Source organism: Streptomyces sp. NPDC059248, from assembly GCF_042753905.1.
Lineage (GTDB): Bacteria > Actinomycetota > Actinomycetes > Streptomycetales > Streptomycetaceae > Streptomyces.
Map to the genome: position 1 here is coordinate 34,281 of NZ_JBHYZV010000035.1, position 13,089 is coordinate 47,369.

A 13,089-nucleotide genomic window follows, 5' to 3' on the forward strand; every position below is an offset into this window, starting at 1 on the left:
GGACCACCGCGGGGTCCGGAACGGTCAACGAGCCCGGGTGCCCGGGTAATTCCCGGCCGCCCGGCCGGTTTCGGCCGTTCCATGGCGCGGATACGCCCCCGCGGGGTCAGCCGTGGGCGCCGGGGACCCGGGGCGGTCCCAGCCGGAGCAGGGTGATGCCGTCGCGCTCGGCGACCCGGCGATAGCCGTAGACCAGCCGCGCCCGGTCCAGCTCGGCCAGCTGCTGCTCGGGCGGGTAGGGCCAGTGGCCCGCCCGGTAGGGCCAGGCGTGCGGCGCCCGCCGGTCGTGGACGATCCACTCGGCGGTGGGCCGGGGCAGCGCCGCGCGATCGTACTCGTACAGCCTGGAATGCACCGGGAAGGTGGGGAACAGGACGACCTCGGTGCGCGCGGTGAGCTGCGGGACGAGCCGGTTGGTGGCGGCGACCGTCGCGCCGTCCGGGATCCGGGCGAGCAGCGCGCGGGCCGCCGCCATGTGCTCGGTGGCGCGCCAGGTGGACCGCTGGGCGAGCTGGGCGAGGGGGAAGCTCGGCAGTATCACGGCGGTCACGGCGAGGGCGGTCACCAGGGACGCCCGGACGTGCCGGGCGCCGAGCGGATGACCGGAGGTCCGCCAGCGGCGCAGCGCGTCGATCAGCCCGGCCGCCACGACCGGCATCAGGACGGCGCTGTAGTGGAAGGACGTGCCCCAGTGGAAGCCGTTCTGGGAGAGCATCCGCCAGGCCAGGGTGGGGATCGCGAGCAGGGCGAGCGGGGAGCGCAGGGCGAGCAGCGCGGAGGGCGCGAAGACGAGGACGAGGGTGGCCGCCTTGACGTCCGGGCGGAGCGCGTCGACGGGGGCGAGGGCGAGGGTCGTCAGCAGGGACGTCCCGGCGTCCTCGGGGAGGTTCCCGCCGTGCGCGTAGCCGCCCGCCGGGTTGAACGCGGGCAGCAGCAGTTTGATCTCCACGGCGGAGGCGGCGATTCCGGCGACGGCGGTGAGGACGCCGAGCCGCCGGGGTCCCTTCCAGGCGAGGTACGCGCCCACGGCGGCGAGGGTGAGTCCGAGGTCCTCCTTGACCAGAACGAGGGGCGCGGCCCAGAGGACGGCGGCCCGCCAGCGGCGCCGTCCGAGTGCCACGGCGGCGTACGAGACGAGGGGGACGGCGATGGCCACCTCGTGGAAGTCGAAGGCGACGGCGGACGCGACGCCCCAGCTGAGTCCGTAGACGAGGGCGACGGCGTGGGCGGCGCGGCGGCCGAGGGTCTCCAGCGCCCAGCCGGCGAGCGGGACGACGGCGACGGCCAGCAGCGCGGCCTGGGCGGTGAGCAGCGCGAGCGGGGACGGCCAGATCCGGTAGAGGGGCGCGAGGACGGCGATCGCGGGGTGGAAGTGGTCGCCGAGGAGGTTGAACCCGTCGCCGCGCAAGGGCACGACGGGAGGCTGGAATCGGGCGTAGGCGCGGACGGCCTGCTCGAAGATGCCGAGGTCGTAGCCGGTGGTGCGGAGCAGCAGATGACGGCGTACGGACAGGGTCGCGTAGAGCGCGAAGAGCCCGGCGGCCCAGGCCCAGGGGAGCAGGGCGGCCCGGCGGCGGGCGGCGGGGGCCGATCCGGGTTCCGGCGGGGGCGCGGCGGGGACGGGAGGGGCAGGGGGGCGCCGAGCCCCGCGCCGTACCACCGAGTTGTCAGAAAATGTCCGCATAGATGCGGATGCTAGACGGGGGTGGTGGTCCGGTCCGTTCAGATCCGGGTGTGTGTCGGGCGCCCGTGGGTCACGGAGGGCCGGTCAGCCGGGCCGGTCAGCCGGGGACGGTGAGGGCTCCGGCGACAACGCCCGTGAGCGCGCCCACGATCATGAACGGGCCGAACGGGATCGCGTCCCTGCGCCCGGCGCGGCCGCGGGCCATCAGGACGAGCCCGTACACCGATCCGAACAGGAATCCGGCGAAGGCGCCCGCGAGGAGGACGGACCAGCCGTACCAGCCGAGGACGACACCGAGACCGAGCGCGAGCTTCACATCGCCGAAGCCGAGCCCGCCGGGGTGGATGAGGAAGAGGACGAAGTACCCGGCGCCGAGCGCCGTCCCGCCGAGGAGGGCCGTACCCCAGGAGCCCGCGGCGGCTGGCAGCGGCGCGACGGCGCCCAGGAGTCCGGCCGCGGCGGCGGCGAGCGGCAGGGTGAGCTGGTCGGGAAGCCGGTGGACCCGGATGTCGACCTGGGCCAGGACCATGGCGAACGGCACCAGCAGCAGCCAGACGGCGAGTTCGGGCCGGGGTCCGGTGGCGGCGGCGAGCAGCGCGCAGACAACCGCGGCGACGACGGCGGTATCGCGCGCCCCGGCCGCGGATCCGTGCGCCGGCGCCACCGGTCCGGCCGGCCGGCACCCGGGCCCGCCGAGCCAGCCGCCCGCGGGTCCGGTGAAGGGGTGCCCGTCGGGGCAGGCGTCGCGCCACGCCTCGCCGGGCTCGACGGCGAGCCGGTACACGGCCCGGGGCACCAACAGCCCGGTACCCGCGCCCCACAGGGCGGCGAAGGCGATCAGGGTGACGTACACGGCTCAGAGCGTAGGCGGCGGACACGAAGGGGGCGGGGGGCTTTCCTGGATGTCCACAAGGCCGGTACGGAAGAGTCCGGTTCGGGTCTAGGTTGTCCCGTATGGAGCGGGAGCGGGAGCGATGGCGGAGCGGTACGGGGATGTTGCGGCTCGCGGAGGGTCAGGGCGGGGCGGGGATACCGCTGGAGATCGCCGCGTCGTACGGCCCCCGGCACCGGGGGCTCCTCGGGCGGGACGGTGTCACCGGCGCCCTGCTGCTGACCCCGTGCAATATGGTCCACACCCTGGGGATGCGGTTCGCGATCGACGTGGCCTATCTGGACGCGGAGTTGCGGGTGGTCGACCTGCACACGCTGCGCCCCCACCGGCTCGCCCTCCCCCGGCTCCGCGCCCGCCATGCTTTGGAGGCGGAGGCCGGGGCGATGGGGCGGTGGGGTGTCCGCCCGGGGGTGCGACTGCTGGTCGAACCCGGGCCGTGACCGGGGTCGTACGGTATCGGGCGCGCGGTCAGGAGGCCGCCGGGTTCCAGGGTGGCGCGGGGGTTCGGGCGAGCTTGCGGCGGAGGGCGACCGTCCAGCCGGCCAGGCCGAGCAGCAGCGCCGTACCGAGGCCGAAGCCGGTCACGGCGATCACCCGCATCGTCGCCCGGCGGTCGGATTCCCGGCTGGTCAGGCCCTCCCGGGCGGCCTCGCGGTCGGCTGCGGTGAGACCGAAGCCCGCGGCGACGGGATCGCCCGCGTACGGCGGCGCCTGACGCGGCTTCCCGGCGACGGCGACCTTCAGGGTCAGTGGTGCCGCGGCTCCCGCCGAGCCGTCGGCCGCGTCCCGGGTGACCCGGACGAAGTACCAGCCGGAGAAGCGCATCGCGCCGATCTCGTTGGGGTCGGCGGTGCGGTTGCCGTGCGCGGCCGGCGCGGTGCCCAGGGTGGCCGTACCGTCGCCGCTCCCGGCGTCGGCGTTCCGTACGAAGCCGCGCGCGGTGTTGAAGACCGCCATCCGGATGCCGTCGCCGGGGGCGGCGCCGGAGAGCGCGGCGTCGAGGAAGAGCCGCTGCCCCCAGTCGAGCGGCACCTTGTAGAACCGGCTCTCGCCGGGCCGCAGTTCGTCCCGCCAGACGCCGTGGCCGGTGGCGGGCGCGTCGTTGAAGCCGGTACCGCCGTCGGTGCCCTTCGGTGTTCCCGACGGCGGTTCGGGGGCCTCGGTGGGGTACGAGTCCTCGGCGTCCGCGGAAGCCCCGGCGCCCGTGCGCAACCCCGGTTCCAGCATGAACCTGAGCTCCACCGGCCAGTCGCGGGCGCCGTCCGCCGTTCCGCCGCCGACGGACTCGACGGTGTACACGTACTCGCCCGCCTTCTGGCACTCCCGCCCCGGCCCGATCCGCCGGGTCGCGTAGTCGGCGACGGGCCGGGCCACGGGGGTGTCGAAGGTGATGTCGGTACCGTCGCTGCACCGGGTGCCGCCCAGGGACCGCAGCTCGATCCGGATACCGTCCGATTCGGCGACCGGGGTCCCGGGCGGCGGCGCGAGTACCGCCGAGAGATAGGCGTTGGACGTCCCGTCGAGCCGGACCCGGTACGCCTTGCGCTGCCCGGCGGAGACGGTGTCGGTGTACGTCCCCGGCCGCAGCACGGGCCCGTCGTCCCCGTCCGTGGCACCGGTGACGGGGCGGGCGTCCGGGGCGGTCTCGTACGCCCCGATGCCGTCGGCCGCCGCGCCCACCGGGCCGTTCCGCGCACCCGTCGTGGTGGCCGTCGCCGACTTCGCGGCCCGGGCCTCGCCCACGGCCGAAGCGGAGGCCGCGGCGGCCCGGTCCGGGGTCGCGAGGGGCGCGGCGGTGGCACAGGCGAGCAGAGCGGCGGCGCGTACGGCCAGCCGCCGGAACACCGGCCGGAGCCCGCCGGTCCACCGGCCCCGGGGCAGCCCTGGGCCCGTGCCCGCGGGTGTCGTCACGGGCGTCGTCACGGGCGTCGTCACCGCGTTCGCCACCCGGCCAGGCCCCATCCCGTCCGCTCCTCGGTCCACTCGATCCACTCAGTCCGGCTCAGTCCGGCTCAGTCCGGCTCAGTCCGGCTCATCCCGGCTCGGTCCGCCCGGTCGACGCTTCCCGGTCGCCGGGCCGATCCGCCGGGGCCCGCGACCGGGCCGCAGCGTACAGCGCGCCGCCCGGCGCCCGTACGACAGGTACGACAGTCGGCCCGGCGGCCCGGTCCCGCCGGGTCGGCCGGCCGGGTCGGCCGGCCGGGTCAGCCGGAGGCGCTCCGGGAGCCCGTCGGGAAGGTGATCTCGACCCGGCGGTTCTTCTGCCGCCCTTCGGGGGTGGAGTTGTCGGCGATCGGATATTCCTCGCTGTAGCCGCGGACCTCGTAGGTGATACCGGGGTCGTTCAACTGCCGCGTCAGCACCCCGTGCACGGCGTCGGCACGCGCCTTGGAGAGCTTCTGGCCGTGCTCGTACGTCCCGAGGTCGTCGGTGAACCCGAACACCCGGACCCGGCTGGGCCGGTTCTTCCGGATCTCGTTGACGATCGCCGCGATCCGGCCGGACGCCTGCGGGGAGAGCGCGGAGCTGTTCTTGCCGAACAGCACCTCGGCCTGGAGGGCCAGGGTGAGGGACGTGGTGGTCTCCTCGCGCCGCTCCTCGCCGCCCTCGGTCTCCACGATGGAGACGATGTCGAGGACCCTCGGCGCGGCGAGGGTGGCGCCGTCGCGGATCTTCAGACCGGGGTCGGACGAGTCGATCGGCGACGGCTCCGAGGCGCTCACGGCCTCGTCGGGCCCGGCGGCGCCCGGGGTCTCGTCGGCGGACGCTCCGGGAGCCCCGGCCAGTTGCGCGCCCGTCACCAGGATCACCACGGCGACCGCGACGGCGGCGGGGCGGCGCGCTCCGGGGCGCGTACGGCGGCTCATGACAGCCCGATCGTCGCGGTCGGCATGAGCGGCAGCAGTACGTCGACGGACTTGGTCGCGGCGGGCGGCGCCGGGTACTGCGCGAAGAAGTCGAGGCTCTGACCGGGCTCCATGGTGGTGAGGCCGGTGGTGGTGAGGGGGTTGTTCTCGGTGTCGCGGAGGACGTAGTAGCGCTTCTTGGTGGACTTGTCGACCAGGGTCATGCCCGCGAGGGACGGTCCGGTCTGGCTGACCTTGGTCTCGTTGCCGCTCCAGTCGAGGGGCGGGAACTGGCTCTTGCCGCCCCCGTTCTTGAGGATGCCCGAGATCGTGAGGAAACCGCCGCTGTCCCGTTCGGCCCGCCGGATGGTGAGCTGGAAGCCGCCCGCACCGGAGATCGTGGCCAGCGGGCCCTTGTCCTCGCCCTTGTCCCCGCCGGAGCCGTCCTCGGGCTGTTCCGCGCCCCCGGCGCCGTTCTGCCCGCCCGGCTGCTCCGAGCTGCTGCCCGCGGGCGCCGGGTCCGAGCCCTTGCCGTCCGAGCCGCCGTCGTCGCCGAGTCCGCACGCGGTGAGGGAGAACATCAGGGCGACCGCCGCCAGGGCGGCCGGGGCCGTACCGGTTCTGCTCAGGAGCCTTGCTCCGTGCCGGGTCCTCATCAGTGCTGTTCCTTCGTGTCGGTTCACGGTCAGTCCTCGGCGAGGCGTACGGCGAGGAGGTCGGACATCTCGGGGAAGGAGTCCGGCCGCCCGGGGTCGATCGTGAAGTCGCCGTCCTCGCAGCGCAGCTCGCCCAGCGGCGGCTGCTCCGGCGGCTCCTCGCCCTCTTCGGGTGGCTCGGGCTCCTCGCCCTCCGGCGGCGTGGACGGATCGGGCGGTTCCGGGGTCGGCGCCGGGTCGAACGCGCACCTGGACTCGACGACGGCCGTCGCCCGCGCCTGCCCGTGGTCGCTCTCGGTACCGGGGATCACGGTGTCGCCGACCGGGTTCTGGGAGCGCGTGCTTACGGTGAATCCCCAACGGCCGTCCTGGAGCGGGCCACAGCTCTGGACCGTCGCCTTGTTGGACCGGGCCAGTGGGCCGGCCGCCGCGCAGGGCGCGCCCGAGGCGTCCGAGAAGTCGCCTTCGAGCAGCCGCCGGAGGAAGTCCGCGTCCAGCGGGGGCTCCCACAGATCGTCCCCGATCCGGTCGCGGGACTCCTGAGCGGCGGCGAGTGCCGCGGCGTCGGCCGCCGACTGGGTGCCGTTGCGGGTGGCCCCCGCCTGCCCCACCGCGAAGAACGCGAGGGCGGCCAAGAGCACCAGGGCCACCATGGTGATGTACAGCGGTGCCGCCTGGCCCGTATCGCCCGGCGTCCGCGGTCCGCCGTCCGTTCGCCGTAGGAGCGCCGCTACTTGCCGCCGCCGCTGTTGAGGATGTCGCTGACCTTGCTCCTGAGGCCGGTGGCGATGTCCTTGTGCACACCGGTGCCGACGATGGCCGCGATGATCAGCCCGACCAGCACGATCACCCCCACGTACTCCACCGCCCCCTGCCCGCGGTCCCGCCGTTCCTTCAGCGCCTGTGCCCTGGCCGCCGTCCAGGCTCCGAGGTGCACCCGGGTCTTGACCAGGACCTTCAGCGTCGCGTTCGCCATCGTCTTCCCCTTCGGCGCCGGCGGCACCACGAGACCCGCCCGGCTCGTACCGGTTCATGACACCACCCGCCGTGACGGCTTCCTCGCGGTACGTACGGACAGCGTCGCCTGCACTGTATGACGTGGCAGAACCGTTGCGAAGAGGGCCAAGCCCCCAACGTCGCGCCACAGCGGCGAGTTGAGGAGCTAAGAGCCGATTTCGGCCGACGCCGGAAGGGGTATCGCCGGGACCGGACGACGGGGCTCCGGGGAACGGCCGTCCGGATCCGCCGAAGGTGTTCGGTACGGCGGGCGGCGAGGGCCGCCGCTGTGGTGGTGGCACGGGATTCCCCTCCCGCCTGTCCGGCCCGGTCGTGACGGTGGACGGCCCGCCGGGCGCGCCGGGGTCCGCCGTCGAATGTCCCACATTCGATTGCGAAAGCGAAGACTGTCGGGTGAACTCGCCGCGGGCGCGCCGGAGTCGCGCCCCGTACCACCGGTGATACCGCTCCCCGCGCACGGCGCTCAGCCGCCGAGGACGTCGGCCAGGTCGACACCGGAGCCGTAGTAGAAGCTCATCACGATCAGGATCATCGTGGCGGGCAGCATGACCAGGGTGACCACGAGGGTGGCCTTCGGGATGGCGCGGGCGGCGTCGCGCCGGGCGTTCTGGGCGTCCGTACGCCGCATGTCGGTGGCGATCTGGATCAGTGTCTCCACGATCGGCGCGCCCAGCTCCTCCCCCTGCTGGAGCGCCGTGACGAACATCGACACCTGCTCGCTGTCGTTACGTCTGCGCAGTTGGTCGAAGGCGTCGCGGCGGCTGACGCCCATATCCATCTGGCGCAGGGTGATCCGGATCTCGTCGGCCCACGGGCCCCGGTACTTCTCCGCCACCCGCTCCAGCGCCTGCCGGAAGCCGAGTCCGGCGGAGACGACCACGGCGAGGACATCGAGGAAGTCGGGGAGGGTGCGTTCGATATCGGCGCGGCGGCGGCGGATCGCGGCCCGGATGATCACATCGGTCCAGGTCAGTCCGAAGACGAGGGCCAGGATCGCGACGAGGAACTGGCCGCGCAGCAGCATGGAGAAGGCGGCGGCGACGCCCAGGGCGCCGTAGACGGCCCGGCGGGCGGCGTAGCGGTCGACGGTCAGTCCGCCGGGGTTGCCCGCCGCGTCGAGCCGCCGGCGCAGCGCGTCGACCCGTTTGGATCCCATGGCGGTCAGGACGGCGGGGGCGTACCGCATACCGAGCCGGTCGATCCCGGAGCCGACGGCGGTGGTGCGGGTGGCGCCGACCTCCAGGGCGAGGACGAGGTCGCCGGGGAGTTTGGCGTCGGCGCGGTACATCCGGATCCCGTGGAAGATCCCGTACACCGAGAGTCCGAGAAGCGCGGCGAGCAGCAGTCCGGTCATCGTGGTTCTCCTCCTTTCCTTCTCTTCCTGTCTCTGCCTTCTCTTCTTCCGGTGCTCACACCTGGATCCGGGACATCCGGCGGATCATCAGTCCGCCGGCGATGTACAGGCCGACCGCGATCAGGGTGGCGGTCTGGCCGACGAACGAGCCGGTCATCTCGTCGAGCGCGCCCGGTGTCATGGCGTTGATCATCAGCAGGAAGCCGAAGCCGAGCAGGGGGACGGCGAAGGCGGTCACCTTGATCTGGGAGAGCATCGTGGTGACCTCGCGCCGGGTCTCCTTCCGTTCCTCCAGCGTCTGGGTGAGGTTGCGCAGGGAGCTGACGACCTGGCCGCCCGCGCGGTTGGCGAGGACGAGGGTCGTGACGAGGACGACGAGTTCCCGGGAGGGGAGCCGTTCGCCGAGTTCGGTGAGCGCGTCGTCGAGGCTCTGGCCGACGGCGAGCCGGTCGGCGACGATCCCGAGTTCGGCGCCCGCCGGGTCGTCCAGCTCGTCGGCGGCCATGGCGATCGCCGTACGGAGCGCCAGCCCGGCCTGGGTGGCGTTGGCGAGGACGCGGGCGAGTTCGGGGAGCTGGTTGATGAACGCCTCGGTCCGTTTGGCCTGCTGCCAGGTGAGGAACGATTCGGTGCCCCACAGGGCCGCGAAGGCGGCCAGCACCCCGAAGAAGGGGGTGAAGACGGCGGCGACGACCAGATAGACGGTGACGAGTACGGCGGCGGTGGCGGCGACGTACTCGCCCGGGGTGATGTCGAGGCCGGTGGTCCGGATCCGGCGGTCGAGCCGGCGGCCGTAGCGGGTCCGGCGCACCCGGCGGTCGACGGCGGTGAAGCGGCGTCTGCGCCCGCCGGTCTCGGCGGACGCGCCGGTCTGGGACATCCGGGCGACGAGCTCCCGGGTCCTGGCCCGGCCGACGGACCAGTGGTGGACGCCGAGGACCCCGCACACGCCCGCGAGGAGGACGGCCGCGAGGGTGAGGAGCACAGGGGTGGTCATAGCGGTCGGAAACCTTCTGGGACGGGGGCGGGGGCGGTGGTGAGTGCGGTACGGGCCGTGGGCGTGGTCATAGCGCTCGGGTCCCCCGCACCGCGAGCTGTTCGTCGCTCTCGGCGACCCCGAACACCAGCGGCAGGACCTCGTTCCGCAGATGCAGCCGCTGGGCGATCCGGCGGGGCACCGGGTGGTAGACGAACCGGCCGTGGACGCGGCCGTCGGCCGACATGGGCCGGGCCTCGAAGCCGCAGACGGAGACGATGCGGTAGTCCTCGCGGCCGTACGAGTCCACCACGGCGATCTCCGTGACGCGGCGGGAGCCGTCGGCGTGCCGGGTGAGCTGGACGATCACATCGACGGCGCTGTTGATCTGATCCTTGATCGCCGCGAAGGGGATCTCGACCTCCGACATGGAGGCGAGGGTCTGGAGCCGCATCAGCGCGTCCTCGGCGCTGTTGGCGTGGACGGTGGCGAGGGATCCGTCGTGGCCGGTGGACATGGCCTGGAGCATGTCGAGGGTCTCACCGCCGCGGACCTCGCCGACGATGATGCGGTCGGGGCGCATCCGGAGGGAGTTGCGGACCAGGTCGCGGATGGTGACCCGGCCCTTGCCCTCCACGTTCGGGGGGCGGCTCTCCAGGGTGATGACATGGCTCTGCTGGAGTTGGAGTTCGGCGGAGTCCTCGATGGTGACGACGCGTTCGTCCTCCGGGATGAGACCGGAGAGGGTGTTGAGGAGGGTGGTCTTGCCGGTGCCGGTGGCGCCGGAGACGATCACATTGAACTTGGCCCGGACGAAACCGGCGAGCAGCAGGGTCATCTGCTCGTCCAGCGACCCCATACCGATCATCTCGGCGAGGGTGAAGGCGCGGGGGAAGCGGCGGATGGTGAGGATGGGTCCGCTGAGGGAGAGCGGCGGGATGATGACATTGACCCGCTCGCCGGAGGGGAGGCGGGCGTCCACCATGGGATTGGCCTCGTCCACCCGGCGGTTGACGGTGGAGACAATGCGTTCGATGGTCTGCATCAGCTGCTCGGTGGAGGAGAACCTCATCGGGAGCTGTTCCAACCGGCCGGCCCGTTCGACATAGACCTGTTCGGGGCCGTTCACCATGATCTCGCTGATCGACGCGTCCTCCAGCAGCGGTTCGAGGATGCCGAGCCCGAGCGCCTCGTCCACGACGCGCCGGATGAGCTGGGCGCGTTCGGCGGTGGAGAGGACCGGGCCCTCCCGGCTGATGATGTGGCCGAGTACCCGTTCGAGCCGGACCCGGCGGTCGCCGGCGGCGAGCGCCGACATCTCGGCGAGGTCGATCTCCTCCAGCAGCTTGGCGCGGTAGACGGCGACGAGACGGCTGACCTCGCCCCGGCCGTCGACCGGTTCGGGGCTGCCGATGCGGGCCCGCAGGCTCATGTCTGTCATCTCCCGGGTGGTGCGGTGGCTCGGTACGCGGTACTCGGTACGCGGTTCTCGGTGTTCAACGGGGGCGGGGCTGTCGTACGGCTCAGTCGCAGGGCATGGTCACGGTCCTCACCGCCGGATCGATGCCGAAGCCCGGCAGCAGCGACGGCACATCGACGACGGCGGTCACGGACACCTCGTCGTCCTCGTCGGCGCAGCGGCCGGAGTCGAAGGAGGCGCCGTCCGCGAGCCAGCCGCTGATCGCCGCCCGGCCGGCCGCCGGGCCCCGGCCCGACCCGTCCACGGTGGCCTCGGTCCTGGCGGCGGTACGGGCCGCGGTGCCCGCCTGCTGGGCGGTGTAGGCGACGATGCCGACCTGGATGGCGGCGAGGGCGACGAAGAGGAGCAGCGCGAGCACCCCCGCGAACTCGACGGCGGCCTGCCCCCGGTCCCGTGACCGTCCGCGCGCGAGGGCGAACCGGCTCCGCCGGGCCGTCACCGTTCCTCCCTCTCGTCGAGCGCGGCGCCCTCGCCGTCGACGGTGACCCCGATATCGGCGCCGCCGGGGAAGAACAGCGGGACCCGCATCCGTACCTCCGCCCGGAACAGCTCACCGTCCGCCCGGCAGGAGACGCGGGCCCCCTTCCAGGAACTCGGCAAGGTCCTGCGGGCCGCCGTGTCGCAGGCGCCTTGGCCTCCGACGGCCCCCGCCCTGGCGCCCTCGTCGGCGGCGTTCCCGGCCAGGGAGAAGGTGTAGCCGGTGAGGGCCGCCTGCCAGAGCAGCCCGATGGTCAACAGGATCACCGGGAGCGTGCCGGCGAACTCCACCGCCGCCTGCCCCCGGTCGTCGTACCGCCGCTCGGGCAGAAGCCGGAGCCGTGGCCGTACGCGCCCCCCGCCCGCGCCGGGGCGGTGGCGTACGGCGGCACGCCGATCCGGCGTCCGCGCTCCGCCGTTCACCGCCCGCCACCCCCCGTGCCCCTCATCGCGACCGCCCCCGCCGCAGCCCGATCGAGCCACGGTCGCCCCGGAAGCGGCCCGTCTTCTGCGCCCCGGCCTCCTCGGGGATCCGGACCAGGCCCAACTCCCCGGCGAGCGCCCACAGCGCCTGCTTCACCGCCGACTTGGCCTCCAGGTCCTGCATCCGGCCGGCGTCGATCACCGGCTGGAGCTCCTTGAAGCCCGCGGGGACGGTCGCCCTCGCGACCCGTGTGCCGGTGATCCGTTCGATCAGCGGCGGCTGGATCTCGGTGGTCCTGGTGTGCCGGTTGACGACGGTGACGGTCTCCTCGGCCTTGCGGATCTGGAGCCGGTCCCACATCCGGACCATGCGCTTGGCGGCCCGGACGGCGACCACGTCGGGCGTGGTCACCAGGATCGTCGTATCGGCCATCTCGATGGCGGCGGCGTTGCCCCCGGTCAGCTGGGTCCCGCAGTCCACGATCACCACCTCGTGCCGACCGCGCAGGGCGCTGACGATCTGGCGTACGGCCCGGTCGCCGACGTCCTCGCCGCGTTCCCCGTCGGCGGGGGCGAGCAGCAGCCCGAGGCCGGTCTGATGCGCGAAGAGGGCGTCCTGAAGCACCCGGGGCGAGATGTCGGAGATCCCCGCCAGGTCGGCGACGGAGCGGCGGAACTGGACGTCGAGATAGGACGCCACGTCCCCGGCCTGGAGGTCGAGGTCGACCAGGGCGACCGTCCGGCCGGACGCCCGCGCGGCCAGGGCGAGCTGGACGGCCGTGACGGTCGTCCCCACCCCGCCCTTGGCGCCGCTGACGGTCACCACCGTCCCGCCGGACCCGGCGGCGACCAGTTCACCGGCGTGCCCGAGGTGGCGGCGTACACCGGTGGACCAGCCGGCGGCCGACTGCACGCGCTGGGCGAGTTCCTCGTACGACAGCGGCAGCCCGATCAGGCCGCGGGCGCCGGAGTCCATCGCGGCCGAGTACAGTCCGGGCCCGGCGTCCACGGTGACCAGGACGACCCCGACCGAGGGGAAGCGGAGCGCGACTTCCCGGATCAGCTCCAGGGCCGGGACCGGGCCGATCCGCTCGTGGACCAGGACCACTTCGGGGAGTTCGTCGAGCGAGTCGGCGGCGAGCCGGGCCAGCAGGTCGAGCAGCGACGTCGAGTCGCCGACCGGAGGCGAAGGCTCGGCGTCGGGCAGTTGGCTCAGCAGGGTGGTGACCGACCTGGCCGCGTCCGGGTCCCCCACGGCCGGGAGGATGCGTGTGGTCATCCGGC

Annotated in this window: 13 protein-coding genes and 1 pseudogene; 1 reads left to right on the top strand and 13 read right to left on the bottom strand. The window is 73.6% G+C overall.

Translation table 11 applies throughout. The features are described from left to right. Positions 1-106: 106 nt before the first annotated feature. Positions 107-1,684: a DUF2079 domain-containing protein gene (locus tag ACFXG1_RS17230; RefSeq protein WP_384710829.1), complete on the bottom strand. Its 1,578-nt coding sequence runs from the start codon at positions 1,682-1,684 to the stop codon at positions 107-109. Positions 1,685-1,781: 97 nt separating this feature from the next. Continuing rightward, positions 1,782-2,537 (bottom strand): prepilin peptidase, encoded by a 756-nt coding sequence (locus tag ACFXG1_RS17235; protein ID WP_384710832.1) that lies wholly within the window; start codon positions 2,535-2,537, stop codon positions 1,782-1,784. 101 nt (positions 2,538-2,638) lie between these two features. Between ACFXG1_RS17235 and ACFXG1_RS17240 the strand changes: the two genes are divergently transcribed. Then, positions 2,639-3,016: a DUF192 domain-containing protein gene (locus ACFXG1_RS17240; protein WP_384710835.1), complete on the top strand. Its 378-nt coding sequence runs from the start codon at positions 2,639-2,641 to the stop codon at positions 3,014-3,016. Between the two features lie 28 nt (positions 3,017-3,044). Here the strand turns inward: ACFXG1_RS17240 and ACFXG1_RS17245 are convergent, their stop codons facing one another. The 11 genes and pseudogenes from ACFXG1_RS17245 to ACFXG1_RS17295 form a co-directional block, all read right to left on the bottom strand. Then, complete coding sequence (locus ACFXG1_RS17245; protein WP_384710838.1) at positions 3,045-4,538, bottom strand: hypothetical protein; 1,494 nt, start codon at positions 4,536-4,538, stop codon at positions 3,045-3,047. 242 nt (positions 4,539-4,780) lie between these two features. After that, positions 4,781-5,443, bottom strand: a complete 663-nt coding sequence (locus ACFXG1_RS17250) for an OmpA family protein (protein WP_384710842.1) — start codon at positions 5,441-5,443, stop codon at positions 4,781-4,783. Next, positions 5,440-6,078 carry a hypothetical protein gene (locus tag ACFXG1_RS17255; RefSeq protein WP_384710846.1) on the bottom strand — a complete coding sequence of 213 codons (639 nt, stop codon included), beginning with the start codon at positions 6,076-6,078 and terminating at the stop codon, positions 5,440-5,442. Before ACFXG1_RS17255 ends, ACFXG1_RS17250 begins: the two co-directional genes overlap by 4 nt. A 29-nt stretch (positions 6,079-6,107) precedes the next feature. Further along, a pseudogene (locus ACFXG1_RS17260) lies at positions 6,108-6,746 on the bottom strand (pilus assembly protein TadG-related protein); the annotation flags it as partial. 62 nt (positions 6,747-6,808) lie between these two features. Further along, positions 6,809-7,054: a hypothetical protein gene (locus ACFXG1_RS17265; protein ID WP_384710849.1), complete on the bottom strand. Its 246-nt coding sequence runs from the start codon at positions 7,052-7,054 to the stop codon at positions 6,809-6,811. Between the two features lie 504 nt (positions 7,055-7,558). Beyond that, positions 7,559-8,449, bottom strand: coding sequence for a DUF5936 domain-containing protein (locus ACFXG1_RS17270; RefSeq protein WP_384710853.1), 891 nt, complete (start codon positions 8,447-8,449; stop codon positions 7,559-7,561). Positions 8,450-8,504: 55 nt separating this feature from the next. Next, a complete protein-coding gene (locus ACFXG1_RS17275; RefSeq protein ID WP_384710856.1) occupies positions 8,505-9,446 on the bottom strand; it encodes a type II secretion system F family protein in 942 nt (313 codons plus the stop codon). Positions 9,447-9,513: 67 nt separating this feature from the next. Continuing rightward, on the bottom strand, positions 9,514-10,857 hold the full coding sequence (locus tag ACFXG1_RS17280; protein ID WP_384710869.1) for a CpaF family protein: 1,344 nt from the start codon (positions 10,855-10,857) through the stop codon (positions 9,514-9,516). A 91-nt stretch (positions 10,858-10,948) separates the two neighbouring features. Continuing rightward, positions 10,949-11,344 (bottom strand): TadE/TadG family type IV pilus assembly protein, encoded by a 396-nt coding sequence (locus tag ACFXG1_RS17285; RefSeq protein WP_384710859.1) that lies wholly within the window; start codon positions 11,342-11,344, stop codon positions 10,949-10,951. Beyond that, complete coding sequence (locus ACFXG1_RS17290) at positions 11,341-11,805, bottom strand: TadE/TadG family type IV pilus assembly protein (RefSeq protein WP_384710863.1); 465 nt, start codon at positions 11,803-11,805, stop codon at positions 11,341-11,343. Before ACFXG1_RS17290 ends, ACFXG1_RS17285 begins: the two co-directional genes overlap by 4 nt. A gap of 22 nt (positions 11,806-11,827) precedes the next feature. Then, the gene (locus tag ACFXG1_RS17295) at positions 11,828-13,084 is read right to left on the bottom strand and encodes a CpaE family protein (RefSeq protein ID WP_384710866.1); all 1,257 of its coding nucleotides are present in this window, start codon (positions 13,082-13,084) and stop codon (positions 11,828-11,830) included. Positions 13,085-13,089: the final 5 nt, after the last annotated feature.

Bases quoted from the DNA above. Each gene is read 5' to 3' on its own strand.
- ACFXG1_RS17230 (WP_384710829.1), bottom strand. From the start codon at position 1,684: ATGCGGACATTTTCTGACAACTCGGTGGTACGGCGCGGGGCTCGGCGC.
- ACFXG1_RS17240 (WP_384710835.1), top strand. From the start codon at position 2,639: ATGGAGCGGGAGCGGGAGCGATGGCGGAGCGGTACGGGGATGTTGCGG.
- ACFXG1_RS17245 (WP_384710838.1), bottom strand. From the start codon at position 4,538: ATGGGGCCTGGCCGGGTGGCGAACGCGGTGACGACGCCCGTGACGACG.
- ACFXG1_RS17250 (WP_384710842.1), bottom strand. From the start codon at position 5,443: ATGAGCCGCCGTACGCGCCCCGGAGCGCGCCGCCCCGCCGCCGTCGCG.
- ACFXG1_RS17255 (WP_384710846.1), bottom strand. From the start codon at position 6,078: ATGAGGACCCGGCACGGAGCAAGGCTCCTGAGCAGAACCGGTACGGCC.
- ACFXG1_RS17265 (WP_384710849.1), bottom strand. From the start codon at position 7,054: ATGGCGAACGCGACGCTGAAGGTCCTGGTCAAGACCCGGGTGCACCTC.
- ACFXG1_RS17270 (WP_384710853.1), bottom strand. From the start codon at position 8,449: ATGACCGGACTGCTGCTCGCCGCGCTTCTCGGACTCTCGGTGTACGGG.
- ACFXG1_RS17275 (WP_384710856.1), bottom strand. From the start codon at position 9,446: ATGACCACCCCTGTGCTCCTCACCCTCGCGGCCGTCCTCCTCGCGGGC.
- ACFXG1_RS17280 (WP_384710869.1), bottom strand. From the start codon at position 10,857: ATGAGCCTGCGGGCCCGCATCGGCAGCCCCGAACCGGTCGACGGCCGG.
- ACFXG1_RS17295 (WP_384710866.1), bottom strand. From the start codon at position 13,084: ATGACCACACGCATCCTCCCGGCCGTGGGGGACCCGGACGCGGCCAGG.